The organism is Nocardia sp., assembly GCF_025465275.1.
Taxonomy (GTDB): domain Bacteria; phylum Actinomycetota; class Actinomycetes; order Mycobacteriales; family Mycobacteriaceae; genus Nocardia.
On the sequence record NZ_JAODNK010000131.1, the window covers coordinates 81,315 to 99,460 of the forward strand.

The window sequence follows — 18,146 nt, forward strand, 5'->3', positions numbered from 1 at the left end:
TTTCGCGTGTGTGCCGACTTACATCGGGAACAGATTGTGCTTACGAGGGTTCGGCTTGCGCACCGCGCCCTTGTCGCGCAGCAGCTGCAGCGCCTTGCGGATCTCCAGGCGGGTCGCCGAGGGCTCGATGACCGCGTCGATGTAGCCGCGCTCGGCAGCCGTCCACGGGGTGGCGACGGTCGCATTGTAGAAGTCGATCATGCCCTGCCGCACCGCTTCTCGGTCCTCGGGCGCCGCGGCCTCGATCTGCCGCTTGCCGACGATCGGGATCATGGACTCCGCGCCCATGACCGCGAGCCGCGCGGTCGGCCAGGCCAGGCTGATGTCCGCGCCGAGCTGCTTGCAGCCCATGACCGCGTAACCGCCGCCGTACGCCTTGCGCGTCACGATGGTCACGATGGGCACGGTGGCCTCGATGAGGGCGCGGAACATACGGCCGCCGCGCTTGATGACGTGATTGCGCTCCTCGTCCACGCCCGGCAACACGCCCGGCGTGTCGACCACATAGACCAGCGGGATATTGAACGCGTCGCAGAGCCGGATGAAATGCGCGGCCTTGTCGGAGCACGCCGCATCCAGCGCGCCGCCCAGCACCAGGGGCTGATTGGCGATCACACCGATCGGACGGCCGTCGACACGCGCGAAGCCGGTAATGAGATTTTCCGAAGTCTTGGCGCTGATCTCGTGGAACGCGCCGTCGTCGAAGATGCGCAGCAGGATGTCGTGCATGTCGTAGCCGATCTTGTCGGCATCCGGCATGAACTTGTCCAGCTCACGGTCGTGGTCGGTGAGCTCGGGCTCCAGGCCCGGATTCACGATCGGCGGCTGTTCGAGGCAGCTGGTCGGCAGGTAGCTCAGGTAGTCGCGCACCCACTGGAAGGCCTCGGTCTCGGACTTGGCGACATGGTGGACCGTGCCGTTCTTCTCCAGCGCACGGGCGCCGCCCAGTTCCTCCGCGGAGACCGACGCGCCGGTGACGGCCCGGATGACCTCGGGGCCGGTGACGAACATGTACGAATCCTCGGTCGCCACCAGGACGTCCATATTGATGGGCCCGTAGACCGAGCCGGCCGCGCATTTGCCGAGCATGACGGCGACCATCGGCACATAGCCGGACAGGTCCTCCTGCAGGCGGCACATGATCGCGTACCAGGCCAGGGAGGCGACACCGTCCTGAATACGCGCGCCACCGGAGTCGTTGATGCAGACCACCGGGCAGGCGTTGTTATAGGCGAAATCCATGGCGGCGCGCACCCGGCGCCCGAACATCTCACTGACCGAGCCGCCGTAGACGGTCTGATCGTGCGAGATCACCACGACCGGGCGGCCGTCGATATAACCGCGGCCGGTGACCACGCCGTCGCCGTAGAAGGCGTTGGAGTTGCCGGGCTGGCGCATGAGCGCGCCCATCTCCACGAAGGTGCCCGCGTCGAGCAGCATCCGCGCCCGTTCTCGGGCGCTGGGGATGCCCTTCACAAGTCTCTTCTGGATGCCCTTCTCACCGGAAGGTTCTTCGGCGATCTCCAGGAGCTTGCGCAGTTCCGCCAGCTTCTCCGCTGTACCCGTCATTACTTCGGTCTTGCCTTTCGCCTACATCAGTTGGAGCCGGATCACGACCCAGCCCGCCACGGTACCGTGCGTCACCCCTCCCCAACCACTGAACGGGTGGGTAACCTGCCGGGCACCACAGCAGACCGACCGGCTGGGACAGGGATACACTGCGGCCCGTGAGCTCACCGATGACTGTGCGAGCGGGGGCGCCCGAGGTGATCCGGCCGGATCTGGATACGTTCGGGTTCTCCGAAATGCGGCGAACGGTAATTGTCGGCGCGGTGCTGGGTGGATCGGTCACCCGCAGCGTGCTGCGCGGCGGACTGCGCAAGGCCAAGCGTAAACGCGCGGTGGCCGAGGGCGTGGTGAACGGTTTCGAGACGCTGGGCCCGATGTTCGTGAAACTCGGCCAGCTGATCGCCTCCTCGCCCGGCGCCTTCCCGCGCGAGCTGGCCGACGCCTGCCTGCGCTGCCTCGATGATATGGCGCCGTTCCCGTCCGCGAATGCGCGCGCCATTATCGAAGCCGATCTGGGCAAGCCGATTTCCGAGCTGTTCCAGTCCTTCGAGGATGAGCCGCTGTCGGCGGCCTCCATCGCGCAGGTGCACGCCTGCGTGCTGCACGACGGCCGTTCCGCCGTTGTGAAGGTGCAGCGCCCGGAGATCGGCCGGCGCATGATCGTGGATCTGCGCGCCGCCATGAGGCTGGCGCGCGCCATGGAGAAGCGTTCGGAGAATGCCCGCGTCGCCAATACCCAAGCGGTGGTGCGTGATCTGTACGAGGCGACCGTCGCGGAACTGAACTTCCTCATCGAGGCCGATAACCAGACCCGCGCCCGAGAGAACCTGGCCGCCTTCGGTGACAACACCAATGTGGTTGTCCCCGAGGTCTATTGGGAACTGTGCGGCCCGCGTGTGCTGTGCATGGAACGCATGCGCGGCATGCCGCTGGACCGCTTCGACGATATCCGCGCCGTCCACCCCGATTCCGAACTCCTCATCCGCCGCCTGGTCAAGGCGTGGATGGAAAGTGTTGCGGTACACGGCCTCTTTCACGGCGATGTGCACGCCGGCAACCTCTGGCTGCTCGAGGACGGCCGCGTCGCCATGCTGGACTTCGGCATTGTCGGCCGCATGGACACCGAATGGCGCGACTTCGTCCGCGCGCTCTTCTACGCCAGCTCCATCGACAATGACTTCCGCCCCGTCGCCCGCGCCCTCCGCAAACTCGACATGGTCACCGACGACAGCGGCGACGATGCCACCATCGGCCGCCAACTGGCCGTGGCGCTGGGCCCCGTCCTCTCGGGCAGCCTCGACAAACTCGACCTCGGCGTGGTCTCCGCCCGCCTCCTCGAATTCGGCAAACGCCGCGGCGCCTCCGGCCCCCAGCAGTTGATGCTCATGGGCAAACAACTCGGCTACTTCGAGCGCTACGCCGTAGCCCTCGCCCCCGGCTGGAAACTCGGCCGCGACCTCTTCCTCTTCCGCAACGTCTTCCCCGACGAGGTAGCCGCCAAGCTGGCCGCAGAAGGCACCGAACTCCCCGCCGACTGAATCCCCGTTGCCCGCTTCAGCTCTAGATTGGTTCGCTGGGGCGGGAAGTGTGGCCTGTCCGGGTTTCTGCCGCCATGCCGCAAGGCCTTGGATCAATTCGCGATGTCGGCCGCGTTGTCGGTGGCGGATGCGATGATCGTCGATCAGGGACGCACAAGGCGGGGAGTGTTCGTGGGACATTCAGCGTTGGGGCCGACGATTGAGCAGCAAGCCGCAGTCGATGCCTTCGGTCGCGGTAGCCATATGGCGATCCAAGCTGGTGCGGGTACCGGAAAGACCACTACGCTTCGGCTGCTATCGGGCGGGACGTCCCGGAGTGGCCTCTACATTGCCTACAACCGGGCGATCGCGGAGGAAGCACGCCGACGTTTCCCTCGACACGTCCGCTGCCGTACTGCCCACTCCATGGCCTACCACGCCGTTGGGCACCGCTACCGTGCTCGCCTGGACGCTCCACGCATCTCTTCGACGAAGGCCGGTGCAGCACTGGGAATTCACCGCGCGACTATGATCGGTGGCCGAAAGGTGACTCCCGCAGCGCAGTCTTTCGCCACGGTGCGCACCGTCCAAAGATTTTGCTACTCAGATGATTTGGGTATCGAGTCTCGTCACGTCCCTCGGTTGCGTGGACTGGACTCCGCCGATAGTCACCAAAAGCTGATCGATGTCGTACTGCCGTTCGCCCGTAAGGCGTGGACGGACCTGCAGGACGAGAACAGTGGCCGGGTCCGGTTCGATCACGATCATTATCTGAAGATGTGGGCGTTGACGCATCCGGCACTCGACTACGAATTCATTCTGCTCGACGAGGCACAGGACACCAATCCCGTTGTGGAACAGGTCTTCAATGCGCAGCGGGCGGATTCTCAATTGGTGCTGGTGGGCGACTCGGCGCAGGCGATCTACGGGTGGCGTGGGGCGCAAGATGTGATGTTCGGGTTCGATGGCAGCCATCTGGGGCTGACTCAGTCCTTTCGATTCGGCGCAGCCGTGGCTGAGGAAGCGAACCGATGGCTGACCATTGTGGACGCGCCGATCCGGCTGACCGGTGATGAGCGTGTGACTAGCGAAATCCGCACCATAGTCAAAGCCGACGCAGTGCTGTGCCGCACCAATGTCGGAGCAATGCTGGAGGTGATGTCGCAGCTGGCGGACGGCCGAAAAGTGGCACTTGTCGGTGGTGGTCGATCCCTGGCTCAATTGGCGGAGGCCGCTCGCGACCTTATGGCCGGTCGTAGGAGCAACCATCCAGAGCTCTGCCTGTTCGCTTCGTGGGGTGAACTGCAGGATTACGCTGAAAACGACCCTGCTGGAGCCGATCTGGCCCCGTTGGTGGCGTTGATCGACGACCACGGCGTGGATGTCGTTCTGGATGCGGTCGGAAGGCTCAGCAGTGAGAGTGTTGCCGAAGTGACAGTCTCGACCGCCCACAAGGCGAAAGGGCGCGAGTGGGACACCGTCCGCATTGCCGACGACTTCACTGAGCCAGAGAACCCCGACGGAACTCGCCCTGCTCCGATCGGTGAAGCCGATGCGCGACTCGCCTATGTCGCGGTCACCAGGGCTCGGCATGGTCTCGATCTGGGTGGGTTGGCGTGGGTACGCCAGCACCCTGATGGTCGGCCCGGAACGGTCCGGCCGAATGTTCCGGAACTGCTGCCGGGCGAAGACCGTTCCCTCGGCTCTGGGCTTTTTGTCGACCTCGTGCCCGATTCTTGCTGGTTCACGAATGTTCGGTCCTGCGTGGACACGAAGGATTGGGAACGTCTTCGAAGGATGGTCAACAATCGAGCCGGCCATCGATGCGAGATCTGCGGTCGCGGCAAGGACAGCGCAACTCGTCGCTGGCTCGAGGCGCACGAGCGATGGGCCTATGACGACACCACCGGTGTGCAGAGCCTGCGTCGAATAATTCTGCTGTGCACGGACTGTCACCAAACCACGCACTTCGGGTTTGCTCAGATCAACGGCCGCGAATCTCACGCGCTCGCGCATCTGATGAAAGTGACTGGTATGACGGCCGATGAAGCGCAGCAGCATATTGCTGATGCGTTCAGGACATGGAATCGGCGCTCCGCACGGGTCTGGCGACTTGACTTGAGCATCCTGACCGGTGCCGGTGTCACGATTGCCCCGCCGCCTGCTGCTGCTGAGCGCGCAGTGGTCGCCGGACAACACCTTCAGAACTTGCCGCGCCGCAGCGGTTTCTGACCAATCGGGTGGTGATGGTCGTGGTGCGCATCGACTCTCAGACGTTGGTCCATGCTTCGCGGACAACTCGGAGTGCTTCGGCTGCGCTGATCTCGAGTCGGGTTTGGGCGGCCAGTTCGCGTTGCCATTTTTGTTCATCCGGGGCGACGGTGAACAACGTTGCTGATGGGTATCGGTTGGTGGGACCGTAGCGGCGGAAGAGTTCGGCGGCTTCGGTATCGATGGCTCCGGCATCGGCTAACAGCTTGAGGTCGAACAGGTCTCGCGATGCGGAGCGGCCGGCCCAGGCGGCGGTTTTCCATGCGGAGAATGCGGCAGGTGTCGGGACGAGGAGTTGTGCGGGTGGGGCATCGGAGTAGCGCTGGACAATGGTGCGGTGCTCGGTCGGCCATGGGGGGTACCCGGTGCTGTTGAGCAGTTGGATACGCACCGAGATGTTGTCGAGAGTGGTGAGTACCGCCGGCTCGGTATCACGGACGTTGGTCAACGAGGGCAGCCAACGCAGACCTGGGTACTCGCGCCGAAGTTCCTTTGCTACTACATGTTCCAGTGTCTGTGCGGTTGTCCGTCGGTTTCCGAGTGCAATGAGGTCGATGTCTTCCGACAGGCGACCGGCGGGAAGTACGGTGCGCGACAGGGCTGTTCCGCCGAAGAAGAGGATGCTGTCGGCGAAATGCTTACTGATGGCGCCGAGCACGTGGGAGATGAGGTGGTCGCGGTGTACCTGGGCTCGCGCGACACCGAACTGGTTGGCTACTGCTTGTTCGTCGTGGTCGGTCAGCATTTCAGGCAGCCTCGAGTAGACGGTCGAGTGTAGGTTTGCGGCGCTGTCGGGTGGCGAGCTCGGCTAGTAGTTCGCGATCGGCGTGTGGTAGCAGGGCGAAGGCTGCACCTCTCGCTTCGTCGGGAAGCCCGCCGAGTTCCGGACGTGCAGCGAGGTCGATGATCGTTTGCTCAACGGTGGTGATCCAGCCGGCGCCGAGTTCCCATCGATGCCGCTGGATGTCCAGGCTCCGGACATCGCGACGAACATAGATCGCAGTGGCGGCGCGGTCGCTCAGCTGTACCGCGGCTCGGTGTCGGCCGGCGGCCACAACCGCGACGCCCAGTGCTCTCGGTACGGTGCCGTAGACACGGGCAGCAGACAACCCCATCAGTGCCACGGTATCGATGCCCTCGTCTGCGGCGGCGATACCGAGAGCTGTGGGTTCGAGTTCCGGTATCCATGACTGCCCGACGCGGTCGTCAGGGACGATGGCGTAGTAGCCGGTGGCGACGCGGTGCAGCGCACCGCTATTGGCGAGGCGGGCAAATTCGGGCCGGGGATGTGCGTAGACGCCAACGGCATCGCGCGGACGGAGCACTCGTAACGGGCGCTGGAGCAATTCCGTGGGAACCCGGGCAGTCGTTCTGGCCATAACTGTCACCTCCGTATGGTTATAGCCTACTCTCATGCCAGTCACTTGGAAGTCGAATAGCTGATCGGCGCGCCATCGCTCACTTCATGGGTAAAACTGGCGGGATGCACATCGTTGTGGTGAACCGTGGGGAAGTGGCCGTCCGAGTGGTGCGGACTGCGCGGGAGAACGGGTTCGCCACGCTGGCGGTGTACACCGGCGCTGAGGCGGGGGCCTTGGTGGTGCGGTTGGCCGATGATGCGGTGCGGCTGGCGGGGAGTGGGGCCGCGGCCTACCTCGATATCGCTGAGGTGGTGGGGGCGGCCCGCAAGGCGGGGGAGGGTGCGCTCGTGCATCCGGGGTATGGGTTCCTCAGTGAGAGTGCGGAGTTCGCGGAAGCTTGTGCGGCGGCGGGGCTGGTGTTTGTCGGGCCGCAGGTGGAGGTGCTGCGGTTGTTCGGGGATAAGGTGGCGGCGCGGGCGGCGGCTGAGCGGGCAGGAGTGCCGGTATTGCCGGCGACGGGGAGTGTGGCTACGCCTGAGGAGATCGGGGAGCTGTTGGCCGCGCATTCCGGCGGGGTCATGGTGAAAGCCGCAGCGGGTGGTGGCGGGCGCGGTATGCGTGTGGTGCGGGATCCTGCGCAGGTGGCGGAGGCGTTCGAGCGCTGTCGGTCGGAGGCGTTGGCGGGGTTCGGTGATGATGCCGTGTACGCCGAGGCGCTGGTGGCCGAGGCTCGGCATATCGAGGTGCAGATCGTCGCGGATGGGGTGCGCGCGGTGGCGGTGGGGGATCGGGACTGCAGTGTGCAGCGGCGGCAGCAGAAGTTGGTGGAGATCGCGCCTGCGCCGAATCTTGATGTGGCACTGCGGGAACGGCTGCACGAGCAGGCGGTCCGGCTGGCCGAGTCGGTGGGATGCCGCGGGGTGATCACGGTCGAATTTCTGCTCAGCGGCGTGGATTCCTGGTTCCTCGAGGTGAATCCGCGGCTGCAGGTGGAACATACGGTCACCGAGGAGGTTAGCGGGCTGGATCTGGTGGCGATCCAATTCGCATTGGCGCAGGGCCGCACTCTCGATGATCTGGACCTGGCGGCGACTGCCCCGCGCGGGTATGCGGTGCAGGCGCGGGTGAATGCCGAAATCGTCACGGCGGGTGGGGATGTGCTGCCCAGCACCGGAATCATCGCCCAGTTCGCCGCCCCGACCGGTGTGGGTGTGCGAGTGGATACCGCCGCCTTCAGCGGTATGCGGCAGGACGCCAAGTTCGATTCCCTGCTGGCGAAGGTCATTACGCGCGGATCGTCGTATCCGGCCGCCCTGCGGCGCGCGACCGACGCATTGGCCGAGACGGTGATCGTCGGCATCGAAACCAATCTCGCGGTGCAGCGGGCGGTGCTCGATGAACTGGCCACCGCAGGTCCGGTGTCGACCTCCTGGTTCGAACAGCGAATGAGCGAATTAGTTTCCCGCGCAGCCGATTACGCTCCGGCCCCTATGCGTGTCGCGGATCTCGATCAGCCCGGGCAAGAGGCTGCAGCCGATCTGGCCGAGGGCGAGCAGGCGCTGCGCTCACCGATGGGCGGCACCGTGGTCACCGTGGTGGAGCCGGGCACACTAGTGGCCGCCGGCGCCGAGGTCGCGGTACTCGAGGCAATGAAAATGCAGCACGTGGTGCGTGCCGAGCAGCCGCTGCGAGTGTTGCGTCCGCTCGTCGAACCGGGCGATGTGATCGATCCGCACGCGCCCCTGCTCATCTGGGTGGAGGCCGATCACGAGGGTGAAGCTGCGGAATGCGAAGCGGTCGACCTGGATTCGATTCGCCCCGATCTCGCCGAGGTGCGAGATCGGCACCGAATCGGACTCGACGAGTCCCGTTCGCAGGCGGTCGCCAAACGACACCGCCTGGGCCGCCGCACCGCACGGCAGAACATTGCCGATCTGGTCGATGACGACAGCTTCGTCGAGTACGGCGCGCTGGCAGTCGCGGCCCAGCGCCTGCGCCGCAGCCCGGAAGACTTGATCGCGAACACCCCTGCCGACGGTCTGATCGGCGGCGTAGCTACCGTCAATGCCGATCACTTCGGCGCGGAGGCGACCCGGGTCGTCGTCATGTCCTACGACTACACGGTGCTCGCGGGCACCCAGGGCATGCGCAATCACGCCAAGACCGACCGCATGCTGGAACTGGCCGCCGCCCAGGAACTTCCGGTGATCTTCTTCACCGAGGGCGGCGGTGGCCGTCCGGGTGACACCGACTATGCGGGCATCTCCGGCCTCGATGTCACCACCTTCCGTGCCATGGGCGCGCTCTCCGGCCGGGTTCCGTTGATCGGCATCGTGTCCGGTCGCTGCTTCGCCGGCAATGCCGCGCTGCTGGGTATGTGCGATGTCGTGATCGCCACCCCCGATGCGAATATCGGCATGGGCGGTCCGGCCATGATCGAGGGCGGCGGACTGGGTGTCTACGCGCCCGAGGACATCGGCCCGATCGACGTGCAGCGCCGAAATGGCGTGGTGCACATCGTCGCCGCCGACGAGGCGGAAGCGGTGGCCGTCGCACGCCGATATCTCGCATACTTCCAAGGCATCGAGTCCGATTGGGCCGCACCGGATCCGCGCCTGTCCCGTCACGTGGTGCCTGAGGACCGCCTGCGCGCCTTCGATATTCGCGCTGCCATCGAATCCGTCGCAGACACCGGCTCGGTCCTGGAACTGCGCCGTGACTGGGGCATCGGTGTCGTCACCGCCCTGATCCGCGTACAGGGCCGCGCCTTCGGCCTCATCGCCAATGACTGCCACCATCTGGGCGGCGCCATCGACGCCCCCGCCGCCGACAAACTCAGCGCCTTCCTGCGCCTGTGCGACGCCCACGGCCTGCCGGTCGTATCACTCTGTGACACTCCAGGTTTCATGGTGGGCCCGGAAGCCGAAACCCAAGCCACAGTCACGAAGTTCAGCCGCCTGTTCATCGATGCGGCGGCCCTGTCTGTGCCATGGGGCACCATCATCCTGCGTAAGGGCTACGGCCTCGGCGCACAAGCCATGGCAGCAGGCTCCTTCCGCGCCCCGCGTTTCGTAGTCGCCTGGCCCACCGGTGAAATCGGCGGCATGGGCCTGGAAGGCGCAGTCCGCCTGGGCTTCGCCAAGGAACTCGCCGCCCTCGAAAACCCGATCGAACGCCAAACCGCCTTCGACAACCTGGTCAAACTGGCCTACGCCAACGGCAAGGCCCTGACCGCCGCCACCGTCCTCGAACTGGACGATGTCATCGACCCCGCCGATACCCGTCGCTGGATCGATACATTGAGGTAGTGCCGCAGCGTTACTCTCGTTCTATCGACGAAGGAGCGCGGCGTGATCTACAGCAGCGAGCACCAGCAGTTTCGGGCCACGGTCCGCCGTTACGTCGAGCAGAACATCAATCCGCACGTCGACGAGTGGGAACGTGCCGAGATGATGCCGCTGCACGAGATTTTCGCCGATATGGCGAAGCTCGGGATGTTGGGGCTCGAGTACGACCCGGCGTACGGCGGCCAGGGGGCGGATCACCTGTTCACGATGGTGCTGTGCCAGGAGATGGGCCGCGTCGCGCACGGGTCGTTCCCCATGGCGTTCGGTGTGCAGGTCGCTATGGCGACGCCGTCACTGCACGAACACGGCAGTGACGAGCTCAAGCTCGAGTATCTGGCTCCGGCCATGCGCGGGGAAATGGTCTGCGGCGTCGCGGTCACCGAACCGGAAGCAGGGTCCGACGTCGCGGGCATCCGCACCCACGCTCGTCGTGACGGCGACGACTGGGTGATCAACGGCTCGAAGATGTTCATCACCAATTCCGTACAGGCCGACTGGCTCTGCACCTTGGTACGCACCTCCGACGAGGGCGGCTACCGCGGCATGAGCCAGATCATCGTGCCTACCGCCACTCCCGGATTCAGCGTCGCCAAGAAGCTCGACAAGCTGGGGATGCGCGCCTCCGATACCGGCCTGCTCACTTTCGACGACGTGCGAGTTCCGGTGCGCAACACCATCGGTGCGATCGGCCGCGGTTTCCAGCAGCAGATGTCGCAGTTCGTCATGGAGCGCATGTTCGGTTCCTACGGCGCGCCGATCAGCTGCGCCCTGCAACTGGAGCTCACCCGCGACTATGCCCGCCAGCGAAAACTGTTCGGCCAGCCCCTGACCGCGAACCAATACCTGCAGTACACCTACGCCGAACTCGCCGCCCGGGTGGACATGCTGCGCGTCTACACCGAATCCATTGCCGAGCAATACATGTCCGGCACCGACGTCACCCGCATGGCCACCATCGCCAAACTCGAAGCCGGCCGCCTCACCCGCCAGGTCGTCGACTGGTGCCTCCAGATCCACGGCGGCATGGGCTACATGGAGGAAACCTGGACCGCCCGAGCCTTCCGAGACAGCCGCCTGCTCAGCATCGGCGGCGGCGCAGATGAAGTCATGCTCCGAGTCCTGTCCATGATGGACGGCTTCACCGCCTGACGAACGCTGAACGCCCTTGCGTTCGAGTGCACTCGAAGCCCTAGCGTCGGCTGTGTCGAAAGGAGAGTGCCATGCAGCCGATGGTCACGTTGAACAATGGGGTCGAGATGCCGGTACTCGGTGTCGGGACATGGCAATTGGCGGAGGGGGTCGCCGAACTGGTGGTATCGGAGGCGCTGGCGGTGGGGTATCGCGCGGTGGACACTGCGGCCGCGTACGGGAATGAGCGGGGTGTCGGGCGTGCGGTGCGGAGCTCGGGGCTGGCGCGGTCGGAAGTTTTCCTGACGACCAAGCTGGTGGATCGCGAGGGATATCGGCATACCGTCGAGAGCTGCCATGCCAGTCTGGACCGGCTCGGGGTCGAGTTCCTCGACCTGTACCTGGTGCACTGGCCATTCGATGCCGTGAGCGGTGAGACGTGGCGGGCATTGCAGGATCTGTACGCGGACGGTCTGGTGCGTGCGATCGGGGTGTCGAATTACTCAGCGGCGCGGCTGGATCGGCTGATCAGGGACGCCGAGGTGGTGCCTGCGGTGAACCAGATCGAGTTGCATCCGCGTCTCACTCAGATCGACCTGCGGAAATACTGTGCGGCACAGGGGATTGCGGTCGAATCGTGGAGCCCGCTAATGCAGGGTGGGGAGCTGCTGGATCATCCGGTGATTCGCAGTGTCGCCGAGGCGGCCGGAAGGACTGCGGCGCAGGTGATCCTGCGCTGGCACGTGCAGCACGGATTGATCGTCATCCCGCGATCCACGAATCCGGGCCGTCTGCGGGAGAATGCGGCCCTCTTCGATTTCGAGCTCAGCGCGGCGCAGCTGCGCGTACTGGACGGGCTGGAGGAGAATAGACGGGCCAGCCCCCTCGCAGATCCGGAGACGTATGTCTTCAGCGACGAGACCTACCAGACCCTCCAGGCCATGAATGACTGAAGCACTCACCGTCGGCCAGGTTGCCGACCGACTGGGCATCAGCGCCCACACCTTGCGTTACTACGAGTCCGAGGGACTGCTCGGGGACGTCGTCGCACGCAATTCCCAAGGGCACCGCCGCTATTCGGAGCAGGCGGTGCTGTGGGTGCGGCTGCTGCAATGCCTGCGCGATACCGGAATGCCGATCGCGGAGGTGAAGCGTTTCGCCGATATGGCCCAGCAGGGCCTGGCGACGCTGGCGCAGCGGCTGGCACTGATCCGGCAGTATCAAGCGCTGCTGGATGCGGACATCGAGCGACTACAACAGGCGCGAGCCATGCTCTCGGACAAGGAAATCCGATACGAGCAGCTGCTACTGGAACAGCAGAACCCGTCGAACGCGCCGCAGCACTAACGCGGCGTCCACAGACCTTCGTCAGCTAAGAACCCAACAGCCTGTGTCAAGAACCGCGCAGCACGTGTCGGGATAGGACAGCACTCATAGATGTTGTTCGGCGTGGAGGCGTGCTGTTCGGTTCTGCCGGAGTAGTGATGGACGCCGCGCTAGTCGCCGGTGAGGGCCGGGGCGATGGTGCTTGCGATGACCGCGCCGATCTGGTCCACGGCTCGCTCGATCGAGCCGGTCGGCTGGAACAGATGGCTCAGGGCCAGGCGGACAAGGGTTTCCGTCAGGGCGGCCAACTCGGTGTCGGGGAGTGACGCGAGTTCGTATTGGGCGCGGATCATGGCGGCGACCGCCTCGATCGCGCGTCCGAGTACCGGTTCGGGTTCGGTCATCAGGACCGGGAGCAGTGCGGTGTCCGGTGCGGTTCGACCAGCGAGCACGGCCTTGAGCAAGGTGTTGTCCGCGCCGGTGCGCAGGGTGAATTCGACGGCCTGACGCAGGCCGGCCACCACATCGTCCGGGTGGACGGCGAGGCTGTCGGCAATGCCGACCAGGAAGGTGTCGACCTCCTGGCGGATGACGACCTCGGCGAGTTCGTGCTTATTGCCGAACTCCTTGTACATAACCGGGCGGCTGACGCCCACCTCCTTGGCCAGGCGGGACATATTCACCGCACCCCACCCTTCGGCGCACACAATCCGGCGGGCGGTGTCGATGATCCGTTCGCGCAGGAGTTGGCGCATCTCGGTCTGGAAATTCGGCGCTTCAGCCACGATCCGATCGTACATGAGCTCTTCTTTCGTCTCGACCGTTGACATTCTCTGTTGAAGTGTATCTACTGAATACACTTCGTCAAGAAGTGTAAATGCAAGGAGATTGACAATGACGACGTCTCGAATCAGTGAGCCGGCACCCGTAGCCCCGCCGCCGCAGTGGCGTGACCGCAAGCGCTACCTGTGGCTTTTCGGCCTGGTCGCCCCGACCGCCCTCTTCCTGGCCGCCGGCCTGGTCTGGGCCTTCGGCGAGTTGGGCTGGCAGGCCGTCGCACCGGTGTGGTGGTGGATCGGCCCACTCCTGGTCTACGTGCTGCTGCCGCTGCTGGATCGCTTCTTCGGCCCGGACGGCCAGAATCCGCCGGACGAGGTGATGGAGTGGCTGGAGAACGACCGCTACTACCGGTACTGCACCTACGCCTACATCCCGTTCCAGCTGCTGAGCCTCGGATTCGCCTGCTACCTCTGGACGGCCGCCGACCTGTCCTGGCTCGGCATCGACGGCGGCCTGGGCCTGATGTCGAAGATCGGCCTGGCACTGAGCATCGGCGTGGTCGGCGGCGTCGGTATCAATACCGCGCACGAACTCGGCCACAAGAAGGACGAACTGGAGCGCTGGCTGTCGAAGATCACCCTCGCTCAGACGTTCTACGGCCACTTCTTTATCGAGCACAATCGCGGCCACCATGTGCGCGTCGCGACGCCGGAGGATCCGGCCAGTTCCCGCTTCGGCGAATCCTTCTGGACCTTCCTGCCGCGCAGCGTGTGGGGGAGCCTGCGCTCCTCGTGGGAGCTGGAGGCGGCACGCCTGCGGCGACTGGATAAGCGGCCGTGGACGATCCACAATGACGTGCTCAATGCCTGGCTCATGTCGGTGGTGCTGTGGGGTGCGCTCGCGGCGGTCTTCGGCCCGATCGTGCTGCCGTTCCTGGTCCTGCAGGCGATCTACGGCTTCGCGCTGCTGGAGACGGTGAACTACCTCGAGCACTACGGCCTGCTGCGTCAGCGCACCGCCGGTGGTCGCTACGAGCGCTGCACCCCCGAGCACAGCTGGAACTCCGACCACATCGTCACGAATATCTTTCTGTACCACCTGCAACGGCACAGCGATCATCACGCGAACCCGACCCGGCGGTATCAGACGCTGCGCAGTATGGACGGCGCGCCGAACCTGCCCAGCGGTTACGCCTCCATGATCGGCCTGGCTTACTTTCCGCCACTGTGGCGCAAGGTGATGGACAAGCGGGTGCTCGGTCACTACGAGGGCGATATCACCCGGGTGAATATCCAGCCGAGCAAGCGTGACCGCGTGCTGACACGGTATGGAGCCCGATGATGAGCGCCTATCGCTGCCCGGTCTGCGATTACCGCTACGACGAGGCCGAAGGCGCACCGCGAGAAGGGTTTCCGGCGGGCACCCCGTGGTCCGCGATCCCCGACGACTGGTGCTGCCCCGACTGCGGCGTCCGGGAAAAGATCGACTTCGAACCCACCTCGGCCTCCACAGGCTCCGTGCAGACAGGACGCGATCATGACCACTGACTACAGGCTCTTCCGCTGTCTGGTCTGCGGTTTCGAATATGACGAGGCGCTCGGCTGGCCCGAGGACGATATCGCCCCCGGTACCCGCTGGGCCGATATCCCCGAGGACTGGTCCTGCCCGGATTGTGGTGCGGCCAAGGCGGATTTCGACATGGTCGAGGTCAGTCGCTCGTGACGCGGCGAATCGTGATCGTGGGCGCCGGCGTGGCCGGCGCCACCGCGGCCAAGACCTTGCGCAGCTCCGGCTATTCCGGCGAGATCGTGCTGCTGGGCGCGGAAAGCAGTCTGCCATACCGGCGGCCGATGGTCTCGAAGGAACTGCTGGCCGGGACCGCGGTCGAACGGCGAATGCTGTTGGAGGCGGCGGACTTCTGGTCATCGAATGATATCGACCTGCGCACCGGAACAGCCGCCCGCGCGATCGATGCCAAACGCACCCGGGTGCATTTGACCGATGATTCCGAGATCGCTTACGACGCACTGCTTCTCGCCACCGGAGCTCGCCCGCGTCGCCTGCCGGGCGTCGGGCTGGGCGCACACACGCTACGTGGGCGGGACGATATCGCGCCGGTGCGCGCGGCTATCGATGACGGATCACTGCTCATAGTCGGCGCCGGACTCATCGGATGCGAGGTCGCCGCGACGGCGGCCGCTCTCGGCGCGCAGGTGACCGTGGTGCACGCCGGACCCACGCCGCTGGACCGGGTCGCACCCGAGACCATCGGCGAGTTCTTCCGAAAGCTGCACGCGGACAATGCGGTCGAGATCCACACCGATGTCGTGCTGACCGATATCGAGGATGCCGCCGGTGGGGTGATCGCGACCGCCGCAGACGGTCGTCGATGGACCGCCGGTGCGGCGCTGGTCGCCATCGGCGCGATCCCCGATACCGCGCTCGCCGACGCGGCCGGAATAGCGGTGGCAGACGGCATTCTCGTCGACGAGGACTATCGCACCTCGATTCCCGGCATCTTCGCCGCCGGTGACGCGGCCGCACGACTGGATCCCGAACTCGATGCGTATGTGCGGGAAGAGCATTGGAACAGCGCGCAGGCCCAGGGCGCGGCGGCGGCGAAGGCAATGCTCGGAGTGCCACCCGACCGTGCGCAGGTGCCATGGGGCTGGTCCACGCAGTACGGCTTGAATCTCCAGTTCGCGGGCCGGATTCGGCCGGGGGACGAACTCGAGGTGCGGGGTGTGCCGGGTACTCCCGATATCGCGGTACTGGGCAGGCGCGGCGGCCGGATGACCGGCGCGGTGGCCATCGGCCGTCCCGCTGATATTCGTGCGGCGCGCGAACTGATCGGTGCACGAGGCTAATTGCTCGCAAAAGTGAAATGCCGTTGAATCAATTCAAATTGATTCAACGGCGTTCTCGTTTGCCAAGCCATTGCTCGAAGCCGTATTAGTGAACAGCTATTAGTGTCTGGGTCGAACATTTTGCCCGAGACCTGGGCCCTTGGTCAAGCATTCGAATGAAACCAGTGAAGACTGACACGTCAGTCCGAAAGCTGTATTACTGTCTCGGTCAGTCGGCAGCGGTCGAACAAGGGGACCGGTCGGCACAGACCAGCAGTGGCAGTGGGGTGGTAGGCATTGGTCGACAAGGCCATTCGGGGGCCGGAGCCGTTCGTTAGGCAGGCAGTCGAGTTCGTTCTTTCCGGGTTGCGCACGTTCGGGCGCACCATTCAACTAGCGGTGGCGGCATTCCGCTACCTGGTCACCGACATCGTGGCCCTGAAACATCCGTGGCGTGACACCCTGCAGCAGGGTTGGTTCATAGTCAGCGTGACCGCGATTCCCGCTGTGCTGGTATCGATTCCGTTCGGCGTCATTGTCGCGGTGCAGGTAGGCAGCCTCACCCAGCAGGTCGGCGCGAGTTCCGTCTCCGGCGCGGCCGGCGGTCTGGGCGTCATCCGGCAGGGCGCGCCCATGGTGACCGCGCTGCTGCTCGGCGGTGCGGCCGGATCGGCCATTGCCGCCGATCTCGGCGCCCGCACCATTCGCGATGAGGTGGATGCATTGCGCACCATGGGCATCGACCCGGTGCGCCGGCTGGTCGCCCCGCGGCTGGCGGCCATGCTCGTGCTCACGCCCCTGCTCTGCATGCTGATCATCTTCATGGGCGTGTTCACGGGTTATGTGATCGCCGTCGGCTTTCAAGGCGTCACACCCGGCAGTTACCTGTCGGCCTTTGCGGCCTTCGCCAAGATGAGCGATCTCGGCGTGGCGATCCTGAAGGCCGTCCTGTTCGGTGTGATCGTGCTGATCGTGTCCTGCCAGCGCGGCTTGGAAGCCATGAACGGCCCCAAGGGTGTCGCCAATGCGGTGAACGCCGCCGTGGTAATCGGCGTGATCGCCGCCTTCGGTGTGAATCTGGTTATCACCCAGCTGGTTTCGATGTTCCTACCGACGCAGGTGGGCTGATGACCCAGGTTCCCGCACGCTATCAGCCGCTCGGCGCGGCCGGTCACATGGTCGAACGCGGCGCGCAGGCGCCGCTGGGAGTCTTCGAATCCCTCGGCCACCAAGCGACTTTCGTCTACGAGGTCCTGACCGCCATCCCGCATACGCTGCGCGTGTACCGCCGCCAGACCATGCTCATTCTCTCCGATATCACCTGGGGCTCCGGGGCGATCATCGTCGGCGGCGGCACCGTGGCGGTGCTGGCCTTCCTCGGCATCGCGGTCGGCGGCTCCATCGGGGTGGAGGGTTTCACCGCGCTGAACATGGTCGGCATGGGCCCGCTCACCGGGTTTGTCTCCGCCTACGCGAACACCCGGGAAATGGCGCCCATGGTGGCGGCCATCGGATTTGCCGCGCAGGCCGGCTGCCGGATGACGGCCGAGATCGGATCCATGCGCATCTCCGAGGAGATCGATGCGCTGGAGGCCATCGGCATTCGGCCCATGCCCTTCGTGGTCACCACCCGCGTGATCGCCGGTGTCATCACGATCGTGCCGTTGCACCTGCTGACGCTCATTCTGTCGTATCTGTCCTGCGCGACCGTGGTGAATGTGCTGCACGGGCAGTCGTCGGGCACCTACTACCACTACTTCGACGCCTTCCTGCAACCGAGCGATGTGCTTGCCTCGCTGCTCAAAGCGACGATCTTCGTGATCACCATCATTCTCATCCACGGCTACCAGGGCTTCTACGCCACCGGCGGACCCGAGGGCGTGGGCCGCGCCTCGGGCCGCGCCATTCGCGCCAGTCTGGTGCTGGTGGTCATTCTGGACATGATCCTCACCATCGTGATCTGGGGCTTCGATGTCGGCATCAAGATTTCGGGGTGACTCG

At 65.1% G+C, this 18,146-nt stretch carries 16 protein-coding genes; 12 read left to right on the top strand and 4 right to left on the bottom strand.

What is annotated here, in order from left to right:
- Positions 1–18 precede the first annotated feature (18 nt).
- Positions 19–1,569, bottom strand: a complete 1,551-nt coding sequence (locus JWN03_RS28620; protein WP_297621571.1) for an acyl-CoA carboxylase subunit beta — start codon at positions 1,567–1,569, stop codon at positions 19–21.
- 170 nt (positions 1,570–1,739) lie between these two features.
- On the opposite strand from JWN03_RS28620, the gene JWN03_RS28625 reads away from it, so the two are divergent.
- Both JWN03_RS28625 and JWN03_RS28630 read left to right on the top strand, forming a co-directional pair.
- The gene (locus tag JWN03_RS28625; RefSeq protein WP_441343073.1) at positions 1,740–3,107 is read left to right on the top strand and encodes an ABC1 kinase family protein; all 1,368 of its coding nucleotides are present in this window, start codon (positions 1,740–1,742) and stop codon (positions 3,105–3,107) included.
- A 132-nt stretch (positions 3,108–3,239) separates the two neighbouring features.
- The gene (locus JWN03_RS28630; RefSeq protein ID WP_297621657.1) at positions 3,240–5,318 is read left to right on the top strand and encodes a UvrD-helicase domain-containing protein; all 2,079 of its coding nucleotides are present in this window, start codon (positions 3,240–3,242) and stop codon (positions 5,316–5,318) included.
- Positions 5,319–5,355: 37 nt separating this feature from the next.
- Here the strand turns inward: JWN03_RS28630 and JWN03_RS28635 are convergent, their stop codons facing one another.
- Together JWN03_RS28635 and JWN03_RS28640 are read right to left on the bottom strand one after the other, a co-directional pair.
- Positions 5,356–6,102 carry a nucleotidyl transferase AbiEii/AbiGii toxin family protein gene (locus JWN03_RS28635; RefSeq protein WP_297621575.1) on the bottom strand — a complete coding sequence of 249 codons (747 nt, stop codon included), beginning with the start codon at positions 6,100–6,102 and terminating at the stop codon, positions 5,356–5,358.
- 1 nt (position 6,103) lies between these two features.
- On the bottom strand, positions 6,104–6,736 hold the full coding sequence (locus JWN03_RS28640) for a hypothetical protein (protein ID WP_297621577.1): 633 nt from the start codon (positions 6,734–6,736) through the stop codon (positions 6,104–6,106).
- A 104-nt stretch (positions 6,737–6,840) separates the two neighbouring features.
- On the opposite strand from JWN03_RS28640, the gene JWN03_RS28645 reads away from it, so the two are divergent.
- The 4 genes from JWN03_RS28645 (at position 6,841) to JWN03_RS28660 (ending at position 12,540) form a co-directional block, all read left to right on the top strand.
- On the top strand, positions 6,841–10,026 hold the full coding sequence (locus JWN03_RS28645; RefSeq protein ID WP_297621579.1) for an acetyl-CoA carboxylase family protein: 3,186 nt from the start codon (positions 6,841–6,843) through the stop codon (positions 10,024–10,026).
- A 42-nt stretch (positions 10,027–10,068) separates the two neighbouring features.
- Positions 10,069–11,214 (top strand): acyl-CoA dehydrogenase family protein, encoded by a 1,146-nt coding sequence (locus tag JWN03_RS28650; protein WP_297621581.1) that lies wholly within the window; start codon positions 10,069–10,071, stop codon positions 11,212–11,214.
- Between the two features lie 71 nt (positions 11,215–11,285).
- Complete coding sequence (locus tag JWN03_RS28655; RefSeq protein ID WP_297621583.1) at positions 11,286–12,146, top strand: aldo/keto reductase; 861 nt, start codon at positions 11,286–11,288, stop codon at positions 12,144–12,146.
- Positions 12,139–12,540 carry a MerR family transcriptional regulator gene (locus tag JWN03_RS28660; protein ID WP_297621585.1) on the top strand — a complete coding sequence of 134 codons (402 nt, stop codon included), beginning with the start codon at positions 12,139–12,141 and terminating at the stop codon, positions 12,538–12,540. Before JWN03_RS28655 ends, JWN03_RS28660 begins: the two co-directional genes overlap by 8 nt.
- Before the next feature lie 149 nt (positions 12,541–12,689).
- Here the strand turns inward: JWN03_RS28660 and JWN03_RS28665 are convergent, their stop codons facing one another.
- Positions 12,690–13,304 (bottom strand): TetR/AcrR family transcriptional regulator, encoded by a 615-nt coding sequence (locus JWN03_RS28665; protein ID WP_297621587.1) that lies wholly within the window; start codon positions 13,302–13,304, stop codon positions 12,690–12,692.
- Positions 13,305–13,413: 109 nt separating this feature from the next.
- Between JWN03_RS28665 and JWN03_RS28670 the strand changes: the two genes are divergently transcribed.
- The 6 genes from JWN03_RS28670 to JWN03_RS28695 all read left to right on the top strand — a co-directional run bounded on the left by JWN03_RS28670 (position 13,414) and on the right by JWN03_RS28695 (position 18,142).
- Positions 13,414–14,640, top strand: a complete 1,227-nt coding sequence (locus JWN03_RS28670; protein ID WP_297621589.1) for an alkane 1-monooxygenase — start codon at positions 13,414–13,416, stop codon at positions 14,638–14,640.
- A complete protein-coding gene (locus tag JWN03_RS28675; protein ID WP_297621591.1) occupies positions 14,640–14,846 on the top strand; it encodes a rubredoxin in 207 nt (68 codons plus the stop codon). Before JWN03_RS28670 ends, JWN03_RS28675 begins: the two co-directional genes overlap by 1 nt.
- On the top strand, positions 14,836–15,021 hold the full coding sequence (locus JWN03_RS28680) for a rubredoxin (RefSeq protein ID WP_297621593.1): 186 nt from the start codon (positions 14,836–14,838) through the stop codon (positions 15,019–15,021). The genes JWN03_RS28675 and JWN03_RS28680 overlap by 11 nt, the downstream gene beginning before the upstream one ends.
- Complete coding sequence (locus JWN03_RS28685) at positions 15,018–16,166, top strand: NAD(P)/FAD-dependent oxidoreductase (protein ID WP_297621596.1); 1,149 nt, start codon at positions 15,018–15,020, stop codon at positions 16,164–16,166. Before JWN03_RS28680 ends, JWN03_RS28685 begins: the two co-directional genes overlap by 4 nt.
- A gap of 276 nt (positions 16,167–16,442) precedes the next feature.
- Positions 16,443–17,273, top strand: a complete 831-nt coding sequence (locus tag JWN03_RS28690; RefSeq protein WP_405136873.1) for an MlaE family ABC transporter permease — start codon at positions 16,443–16,445, stop codon at positions 17,271–17,273.
- Positions 17,273–18,142, top strand: coding sequence for an MlaE family ABC transporter permease (locus JWN03_RS28695; protein ID WP_441343072.1), 870 nt, complete (start codon positions 17,273–17,275; stop codon positions 18,140–18,142). The genes JWN03_RS28690 and JWN03_RS28695 overlap by 1 nt, the downstream gene beginning before the upstream one ends.
- Positions 18,143–18,146 lie beyond the last annotated feature (4 nt).

Coding starts and splice junctions, on each gene's coding strand:
- JWN03_RS28620 (WP_297621571.1), bottom strand. CDS start 1,569: ATGACGGGTACAGCGGAGAAGCTGGCGGAACTGCGCAAGCTCCTGGAG.
- JWN03_RS28625 (WP_441343073.1), top strand. CDS start 1,740: ATGACTGTGCGAGCGGGGGCGCCCGAGGTGATCCGGCCGGATCTGGAT.
- JWN03_RS28630 (WP_297621657.1), top strand. CDS start 3,240: ATGATCGTCGATCAGGGACGCACAAGGCGGGGAGTGTTCGTGGGACAT.
- JWN03_RS28635 (WP_297621575.1), bottom strand. CDS start 6,102: ATGCTGACCGACCACGACGAACAAGCAGTAGCCAACCAGTTCGGTGTC.
- JWN03_RS28640 (WP_297621577.1), bottom strand. CDS start 6,736: ATGGCCAGAACGACTGCCCGGGTTCCCACGGAATTGCTCCAGCGCCCG.
- JWN03_RS28645 (WP_297621579.1), top strand. CDS start 6,841: ATGCACATCGTTGTGGTGAACCGTGGGGAAGTGGCCGTCCGAGTGGTG.
- JWN03_RS28655 (WP_297621583.1), top strand. CDS start 11,286: ATGCAGCCGATGGTCACGTTGAACAATGGGGTCGAGATGCCGGTACTC.
- JWN03_RS28660 (WP_297621585.1), top strand. CDS start 12,139: ATGACTGAAGCACTCACCGTCGGCCAGGTTGCCGACCGACTGGGCATC.
- JWN03_RS28670 (WP_297621589.1), top strand. CDS start 13,414: ATGACGACGTCTCGAATCAGTGAGCCGGCACCCGTAGCCCCGCCGCCG.
- JWN03_RS28675 (WP_297621591.1), top strand. CDS start 14,640: ATGAGCGCCTATCGCTGCCCGGTCTGCGATTACCGCTACGACGAGGCC.
- JWN03_RS28680 (WP_297621593.1), top strand. CDS start 14,836: ATGACCACTGACTACAGGCTCTTCCGCTGTCTGGTCTGCGGTTTCGAA.
- JWN03_RS28695 (WP_441343072.1), top strand. CDS start 17,273: ATGACCCAGGTTCCCGCACGCTATCAGCCGCTCGGCGCGGCCGGTCAC.